4 protein-coding genes are annotated in these 2,865 nt (G+C 68.7%); 3 read left to right on the forward strand and 1 reads right to left on the reverse strand.

The genetic code is table 11. From position 1 onward, the window contains the following. The 3 genes from Y706_RS24715 to Y706_RS0109780 form a co-directional block, all read left to right on the forward strand. Positions 1-379: aldo/keto reductase (locus Y706_RS24715; RefSeq protein WP_043435811.1), on the forward strand; the 379-nt coding region annotated here is incomplete at its 5' end. Between the two features lie 11 nt (positions 380-390). Then, positions 391-1,317, forward strand: a complete 927-nt coding sequence (locus Y706_RS0109775) for an alpha/beta fold hydrolase (protein ID WP_028276455.1) — start codon at positions 391-393, stop codon at positions 1,315-1,317. Beyond that, positions 1,314-2,405: a glycosyltransferase family 4 protein gene (locus Y706_RS0109780; protein ID WP_028276456.1), complete on the forward strand. Its 1,092-nt coding sequence runs from the start codon at positions 1,314-1,316 to the stop codon at positions 2,403-2,405. Before Y706_RS0109775 ends, Y706_RS0109780 begins: the two co-directional genes overlap by 4 nt. Before the next feature lie 232 nt (positions 2,406-2,637). Here Y706_RS0109780 and Y706_RS30155 read toward each other — a convergent pair. Then, positions 2,638-2,865: hypothetical protein (locus Y706_RS30155; RefSeq protein WP_043435816.1), on the reverse strand; the 228-nt coding region annotated here is incomplete at its 5' end.

Raw genomic sequence — 2,865 nt, forward strand, 5'->3', positions numbered from 1 at the left:
GCTCCTGGAAACGGCGGAAGTGGTGCCCGCCGTTAACCAGATCGAACTTCATCCCTGGCTGCAGCAGGATGAACTGCGGGAAAAGCACGAGCTGCTGGGCATCCGCACCGAGGCGTGGAGTCCTTTGGGCCGCGGCCAGGTCCTGAAGGACCCGGTGATCCTGGCCCTGGCGGCCGAACACGACCGCACACCGGCACAGATCATCCTGCGCTGGCACCTGCAGCTGGGCAATATCGCCATCCCCAAGGCCAGCTCGTCCGGGCGGATCCGCGAGAACTTCGAGGTCTTCGACTTTGAGCTCTCCCCGCTGGATATGACGGAGGTCGGCGGCCTCGAACGCGGCTTCCGGACCGGCTCCCACCCCGACAACGTCGCATAGGATTCGAACAAATGGAACAAGTGGATACCGGGTCCTCACGCACGCCCCTCTTCAGCGGCGGACTCGACGCCCGCACCCGGGCCGCGTCCGTTGAAGTTGACGGGGCCCGGATCGCGTACTGGGTCTACGAACCCGCCGAGGTCACCCCCGAAACGCGCACCATCCTGGTGGTGCACGGGTTCCGCGGCGACCACCACGGCCTGCTCCGGGTAGCCGACCAGCTGACGGACATGCGCCTGATCATGCCGGACCTGCCGGGCTTCGGCAGCTCGGCCGCCTTCGCGGGAACCGGGCACAGCGTTGCCGGCTACAGCCAGTTCCTTGGCGGTTTCATGGCTGCTCTGGGACTGGGCGCGGACACGGTCCTGCTGGGGCATTCGTTCGGTTCGATCATCGCCAGCCATTTCGTGGCGGCCAACCCGGGTGCCGTGGCCGAACTGATCCTGGTCAATCCCATCGCGGCGCCCGCCCTCGAAGGGCCCAAGGGCCTGATGACGAAACTTGCGGTGCTCTACTACGAGGCCGCCGCACGCCTTCCCCAGCGGCTCGGGCTGGCCCTGCTGCGCAGCCAGGCGATCGTGCGGGTGATGAGCGTAACCATGGCCAAGACCGGGGACAAGGACATCCGCCGGTTCGTGCACGCCCAGCACAGTGCCTATTTTTCCTCCTTCGCGGACCGGGAGAGCCTGCTTCAGGCCTTCAAGGCCTCGGTGGGCAGCAACGTCACCGAGGTGGCCGGCGACCTGACGCTGCCGGTGCTGCTGATCGCGGGAGAGAAGGACGAGATCGCCATGCTGGCGGACCAGTACAAACTCGCTTCGCGGCTGCCGGACGGGAAGCTGGAGGTCATTCCCGGCGTCGGGCACCTGATCCACTACGAAACCCCCGAGCCCGCTGCCCGCTACATCCGACGCTTCCTAAAGGACCACGCCGCGTGAAAATTCTCATTGATGCCCGCTTCACCCGGCTGGACCACCACGACGGCATCAGCCGCTACGGCGCCAGCCTGATCGCGGCGGCCGCCAGGATCGCCGACGTCTCGATGCTGATCAGCGACACCCGCCAGCTCGCGCTCCTGCCCGACGTTCCGTACACCCTGATCAACAGCCCGCTCTCCCCGGCCGAACTCTTCGTGGCGGCCAAGGTCAACAAGCTGGGCGCCGACGTGGTGGTATGCCCCATGCAGACCATGGGCAGCTGGGGCCGGAAGTACGCCCTGGTGCTGACCCTGCACGACCTCATCTACTACGAGCACCCCACCCCTCCCGGATTCCTGCCGGCCCCCGTCAGGGTCCTGTGGCGCCTGTACCACAAGGCCTTCTGGCCCCAGCGGCTCCTGCTGAACCGGGCGGACATCGTGGCGACGATCAGCTCCACCACGGCGGCCCTGATGGCGAAGTACCGGCTCACCCGGCGTCCGGTCAGGATTGTCGGCAACGCCCCCCAGCACGGCCACACCCCGCGCGATCCCGGGGCGGGGGCCGACAAGACGCTGCTCTACATGGGTTCCTTCATGCCCTACAAGAACGTGGAGACCATGGTCCGCGGCATGGCGGAACTCCCGGACATGACCCTGCATCTGCTCAGCCGCATCACGCCCGAGCGGCGGGCCGAACTCGAGGCCCTGGCTCCGGAGGGCGCAAGCATCGTCTTCCACAACGGGGTGACCGACGCCGAGTATGAGGCCCTTCTGGCACGCACCACCGCCCTGGTCAGCCTGTCCCGGGCCGAGGGCTACGGACTGCCGCTCGTCGAGGCCATGTCCCACGGCACGCCGGTGATTGCCAGCGACATCCCGATCTTCCGGGAGGTCGGTGACGACGCCGTCAGCTACGTGCATCCGGACTCCCCGGCGGAGTTTGCCGAGGCGGTGCGCACGCTCGAGGACCCCGCCCTGTGGAAGGCACGGTCCCGCCGTTCAGTGGAGCGGGCCACAGACTCGCCATGTACGCGCTGTTCGCGGCGGCTCGTGGCCGTCGCCGAAGAGGCCGTCGCGCTCCGGAACCGGCCCCGCGACCGGAATTAGCCGGAACGGCTGTAAGTGGCCGTCGCGGAGATCCGCTCCGCGCCGCACCCGCAGCGAGGCCGGGATGACGCCGGTGTTGCGGGCCCCGACCACCCATTTGCCGCAGAGGGCCGCAATACGGACCCTCATTCCGGCCGTCTGTGGCGAATGGCCGCCGGCATGCGCGCCCGTTGTATAGAGGGACCGCCGTGCCGGTGGGGCCACGTGAGCCGCGGGGACGCAATGGAATGTCCTACAGGACGTCGACGCCGTCCAGGCGCAGTTGCACCGGGTCGTCGCTGCGCTTGGCTGCGGCCGCCGCCTTGACGGCCCGCATGACGGCCGTGGCAGCCGCGGCCTGGGCGTAGGGGATGAACAGCAGGGTCCGGACCTCCTCGCCGGAGTCCCGGGGCACAGCATCCCGCGGCGGCGTGCGGCCTGCCCCCGCGGCCGCCGGCAGAATGACCGGCGCGGGCCCGGC

The sequence above is a fragment of the Arthrobacter sp. I3 genome (assembly GCF_000520575.1).
Taxonomy (GTDB): Bacteria; Actinomycetota; Actinomycetes; order Actinomycetales; family Micrococcaceae; genus Arthrobacter; species Arthrobacter humicola_A.

Coding starts and splice junctions, on each gene's coding strand:
- Y706_RS0109775 (WP_028276455.1), top strand. CDS start 391: ATGGAACAAGTGGATACCGGGTCCTCACGCACGCCCCTCTTCAGCGGC.